4 protein-coding genes are annotated in these 5,496 nt (G+C 38.4%); 3 read left to right on the top strand and 1 reads right to left on the bottom strand.

From position 1 onward, the window contains the following. Positions 1 to 359 precede the first annotated feature (359 nt). The 3 genes from FC85_RS05670 to FC85_RS05660 all read left to right on the top strand — a co-directional run bounded on the left by FC85_RS05670 (position 360) and on the right by FC85_RS05660 (position 3,873). Entirely contained in the window at positions 360 to 959 is a 600-nt protein-coding gene (locus tag FC85_RS05670) for a WxL domain-containing protein (RefSeq protein ID WP_057864580.1), read from the top strand. A gap of 66 nt (positions 960 to 1,025) precedes the next feature. Beyond that, entirely contained in the window at positions 1,026 to 2,084 is a 1,059-nt protein-coding gene (locus tag FC85_RS05665) for a WxLIP family cell surface protein (RefSeq protein ID WP_057864579.1), read from the top strand. Between the two features lie 535 nt (positions 2,085 to 2,619). After that, positions 2,620 to 3,873: an IS110 family RNA-guided transposase gene (locus FC85_RS05660; RefSeq protein WP_225427646.1), complete on the top strand. Its 1,254-nt coding sequence runs from the start codon at positions 2,620 to 2,622 to the stop codon at positions 3,871 to 3,873. A gap of 150 nt (positions 3,874 to 4,023) precedes the next feature. On the opposite strand, the gene FC85_RS05655 is transcribed toward FC85_RS05660, so the two are convergent. Next, the gene (locus FC85_RS05655; RefSeq protein ID WP_057864578.1) at positions 4,024 to 5,295 is read right to left on the bottom strand and encodes an ISL3 family transposase; all 1,272 of its coding nucleotides are present in this window, start codon (positions 5,293 to 5,295) and stop codon (positions 4,024 to 4,026) included. Positions 5,296 to 5,496 lie beyond the last annotated feature (201 nt).

The following is a 5,496-nucleotide window of genomic DNA, read 5'->3' as shown; positions in this document are numbered from 1 at the left end:
TGGCCATGGGCCATTCTTTATTTAATTAGTGTTGCACTTAAAGTGTAAATTCAAGAATTAAAAATATTGCAATAATTTATAAATTCTTCCTTAAATACATATTTTTGAAAACTAAATTTCAATTATAAGCATTTTTATCAAAACTATCACAAAAAAGTAGTAATAACGGAACTTTAACAAATCTTTTGAGAGCGTAAAATATCTTGTTTATTTATCCAAAAAAATATATAATGTACGCAGAGATTGAAAGAGATATCTATGTGATGGGTATTTCTCCAATCAAGCAGAGTCCGATTGATCCATCACATTAGGACTCTATTTCATAGCGACCAACAGTCGTTTATGAGGAGGGAAATATTATGAAAAAACTCGTAAGAAATAGCATGTTAGTAGGGGCAGTTGTTTTAGGAATTGGTTCGTTAGGTACAGTCGCTCAAGCAGCAACAACACCTGCATCACCAGTTCCAAGCACAAGCAGCACAGCCACGGCCGATATTACGCCTGGAAAGATCACTTTAAGTTCGGCCCCTAGTTTTCAATTTGGTACAGTAGCAGCTTCAGCAAACGATATTTCATATAAGTCAACTTCCACATCAGGAAGCTTGGATATCGCTGATGCTGGTACTGGTACTGGATACACTGTAACTGTTGCAGCATCACCATTCACGGCAACAGGCGGCGCAGGCTTAAAGAATGCACAACTATTATTAGATAATAAAGAAACAGATCCTATTAAAGCAGATGATGTTGATAATGTATCAACACCTCCAACACTTGTCGCAAAGCTTTCACTATCAAGTTCACCAGTAACTGTTGTTAGTGCTGCAGCTGGTAAGGGTGTAGGTGCCTATACTGGAACATATGGTTCTACTGATGCCTCACTTGAGGTTCCAGCTGGTAATATTGGCGGATCCTACAGTTCAACCTTAACATGGACGTTAGGTAATGCACCTGCTTAAATATAAAAATTGAGGGCTGGTAACTTAATTGTTGCATGCTCTCTTTTTTCTTCGGGAGATGATATTTTGAAGAAGCATATTTGGATTTTCATGTTGTTTTTAATTAGTGTTATAACTTTTGGTTGTTTAGGAACCCAAGATGTTTCGGCCGCCACCTCAGAAGCTCAACCAGCAGTGACTTATAATATTGTGCCAGAACTTTCAAATAATCAGATCGATAAAAAAGTCGGTTATTTTGATTTGAAAGTGACGCCAAATGAGAAGTTGCAAGCTAAATTTAAGATTAATAATAACGATACTAAAACGCATACTTATACTGTAATGGTGAACCGGGCATCGACTGATACCAATGGGGTAATAGTCTATAACGAACATAATGTTAAAGCTGATTCATCTTTGAAATATGATATTGAAAAATTAGTTACATATCCTAAGAGTGTTACTGTTGATGCAAAATCTTCTACAGAAGTAGTTGTGAACATTAATGCTCCGAAAGGAAATTTTGATGGCGTATTGTTAGGTGGTATCTTTATCGAACAAGATAATCAAGGTAGCAAGAGTAATGCTAAGGGTGTAACGTTAAAAAATAAGTATAATTATGTTCTAGGCCTACAATTGAGACAAAATACTGACACAGTTGAGCCAAATTTAAAACTGATCAAAGCATATGAAGATACTCAAAATGGACAAATTTCAGTCAATGCACTATTAGATAATGATGTGCCAAGATTGGAAGAAAAAGTTGATATCAAAGCAAAGATAACTTCAGAAAATGATAGTAAGAATGTTATTTTACAATCAGAGAAATCAAATATGTCAATTGCCCCAAACAGTTACTTTACTTATCCTATTAATGTTAATACAGTTATCGGTGCTAACAAGGATAAGAGATTAAAGTCAGGTACTTATATGATGTATTTGGATGTTAAGGCTAACAATGGGCAAAATATTTGGAAGCTTCAACGGAAATTTACGGTTACTGACAAGCAAAGTCGTGAAATCAATAAGAAGACGCCAGTTAAGAACAGTCATACTAAATTCAATATGGCTATCGTTGCAACAATTGCTGCAATTATAGTGGTTGCAGGGTTAGGTGTTTGGTATTACAAAAAACATAAAAAGTAAAACGAGATACGAATAAAAGAATCCAATAACTCACTTTTGGGGTTCTTACTCAAATTTGGTTAAAATGTGAATGTGCTTAAATTCCCGTCTTCCGCAAGAATTAGAAATGTATTGGAACGCGATGGATCTCCAAAATCAGCCTTATTGTAAGTGGCAAAGCCGCCAACAATAATCACATAGCTGAACACATTTCCAATTTGTACTCCAGACTAAATAATTTTCCATTTAGTTTTTTTGTGGCAAGTATGTTTAATACGTAATTTTGTAAAATAAAAACGGCCTCTATTAAGAGATTCAAGTAAAGGATCTATCTTGAATACTTAATGGAAGCCGTTTTTTTGGTTCTTCGTCAAACATCCTAAAGTAAGAGGTATCAAGATTGTGACGACAATCTTGATACCTCTTTTACTATACTTAAATTGAGGTTGAGGTCGTCAACATCAGTGGAATATACATTCCGAGTGTCAAACTGGCCCAACAACACGTAGTGAACAGTTAGATTTAGGATGTGGGTCCTTGAGATCGAATTTAGAAAATGAACGAATCTGCGAAGTTGTTACCTCAAAAATATATGGAAGGCGATAAAGTGCACGTTTTAGGTATTGATGTGAGTCGTGGAAAGAGTAATTGTGCTCTTTTACACGATCATACGGTTATTAAGGAGTTTCAGATTATCCATAATAAGTCTGGATTGGCAAAGCTCAAGTCAATAATTACGAGTGACCTGCCAGTCATGGCAGTATTTGAAACGACTGGTATTTATTCTAGAGTTCTGACTCGTTTTTTTAGCGAGGAAGGAATGAATTACCTTGAAATAAATCCTTTGGAGTCCTCAATTCGCATGGCGGGGTTGAGAAGGCAAAAAACAGACCGTTCAGATGCAGTTAAATTAGCGCTCCTGGGAATTGATCAGAAGTCACTGATTCATGGTCGTAGACCATATTCAAGGCCATATGAGCAACTTCATTTAATGGCACACCGCTATCTAGAAATAACTAAGGAGAGATCCCGGATTATCAATCATTTACATGCCGCACTTGATCAAACATTTCCCGAGTTAAACGATATATTTAACCCAATTCGATCAGTGCTCGGCTTAACTTTTGTTAGTCTCTTTCCCCACCCTGATTTTTTAACAGGATATATTCCAGGAACGATGGCAAAACAAATCATTGGCTTGGTAAGTCCTAAAATCCATTCGGATTTAATCGTACGTAGATGTAATGAGGTCTGGCAGGCAGGCCAATTGTCGTACCCAGCACAACCTGCGAATTCATTTCTGACTAATCAAATCCATAGTTATTGTGAAGAGATTCAGCGATATAATCAGGCCCATGACTTATTAAAACGCCAATTGATCACTTACGCGAAAACTTTTCCGGAGTTTAAACTCATTGCGAGTATTCCTGGGGCGGGAGAGATATCAACTGCCCTGTTACTAGGATTTACAGGAAAAATAGCGAGATTCCCAAGCTATAAGCAGCTGAATGCTTACGTAGGAATAGATCTACGACGAACCCAATCCGGAGGGCTCAAAGAAGCTGACCGGATTAATCGGAGAGGCCAAAGTAGTGCCCGTTATATTATGTTTGAAATGATTAGATCCATGCTTAGAAATAAAGCACGCATTGATAATCACATTGTGGATTACTACTATAAGTTAAAAAAAGGACCACATCCTAAACCGGATATGGTTGCCATGATTGCTTGTGTGAACAGGCTTGATAGGACGATTATGAATTTGGTCCGCACAAACCAAATTTATAATTACGCAAGAACTTCCCATTAAGCAGACTATTTAAATACCAATATAGTTGATATTTATGACAGCTTTTTTCTGTCAAAAAGCTATCACTGTTTAGTGTACTCTTTTTTTAATAAGTTGATACTTGACATCATATTAGAACTGTTGTTGGTGAACAAAATATTGGAGTTCTAATCACTTGGTGATTAGGGCTCTTTTTGTATGAACCCGAAAAGCGAACAGCACTCTTAGCCGGAATCTGAAAAAGTTTCGGTAACCAAATCCAGTACGTTTAATGACTTTAATCTTGTTGTTTGAACCTTCTAGGGGCCCGTTGGTGTAATGGTGAGTGAAAGTATTACCAATTTCATCATGATGAGTCGCTAGGGTCTGGAGGGTTGCCAACATCTCTTCCGAGCAGCCCTCTAAGTGATGGAACACTTGATTATAGTTGGACCAATCACGGTTTTTGATGGTTTCACGTAACCGATTCATCACGTCGTAAGTTTGCTTGAGCTCGGGATCAATGTCCAATAAAGCATCAACTACATCAGTGGCAGTCGCTGGATAAGGGAAGTTTGTCCACTTACGGAAAGCTTCGTAGTTGAGGTGATTTTCCGGCGTTAATAATAATTTCCAATAGCGTTTTAGGGCGTGATACTCGCGTGAGGAAGTCGCCAGGGTTTTCATGAGGCGCACCCGCGTCTTGTTAAAAGCTCGGTTTAAAGCGTTAACCAAGTGGAAGGGATCGATGACAACGATGGCATTCGGGAAGATCTGCCCAACCAATTTGGGATAGGTATAATTCATATCAGTCACGATTATTTTCACATTTTCGCGCGCGGCTTGGTCATAATGCCGGAAATACTTTTGAAGCTGATAGATGGTTCTAAAGGGTAACAGATCAATCAATTCGTGGGTTTCCGCGTCCATAAATTCAAAGCTCATCGCGTCGGTGGCACTCTTAGTGCTTTTAACTTCGTCCATGAGGAGAACTTTGGGTAAATAGTGCCAGTTGGTTTCAAAGTCCCGTTCAGCGCGCAAGAGCTGCCGACCAACGAATGAATCCGAAGTGGATAACTCATCGGCAATGTGTTTGAGTGAAACCGGTTCGGTCAGTTTTTCTAAGCATTGTTTGCGGGTCGTATTTGAAATCGTGCAGTGCTTCGGCACCGCATTCGTCTGCGCCAGGAAATTGGTATGACAAGCCTTACAGTGAAAGTTTCGCCGATTGAGGCAGAGGATAACGGTGCTGCCCAAGGTTTTAGCGAATCTAATGGTGGTCTTCCGCCAACCATAGCCAATGATCTGATGGTCATTAATAACCCCACAGTTGTGGCAGGCCTTGGGGGAATAGTTCAGCGATCCATTTAATCGGATCACCCCATCATCACCTATTTTGCCATTCTCAATTATTAAGTGTTCATCATCTATTCCTAACAACATTTTCGTAGTATCATTTGACATAGGGCATTTCCTTTCTTGACTTAATTCTGTGGTGGGAGCAAGTTAACGGACGGGAGATGTCCGCTTTTTTATTCTAATGATAAACAAAAAATCTGTCATCATTAATAGATAAAAATCTATTACCAACAACAGATATTGTAGAACCCAAATAAAAAAGCCGCCCTGCGTAACTTTGGCTAGGTTACAGGGTGACTCAACTAT

Origin of the sequence: Lentilactobacillus diolivorans DSM 14421 (assembly GCF_001434255.1) — a bacterium.
Taxonomy (GTDB): Bacteria; Bacillota; Bacilli; order Lactobacillales; family Lactobacillaceae; genus Lentilactobacillus; species Lentilactobacillus diolivorans.
This window is presented reverse-complemented; position numbering and strand designations above follow the sequence as displayed.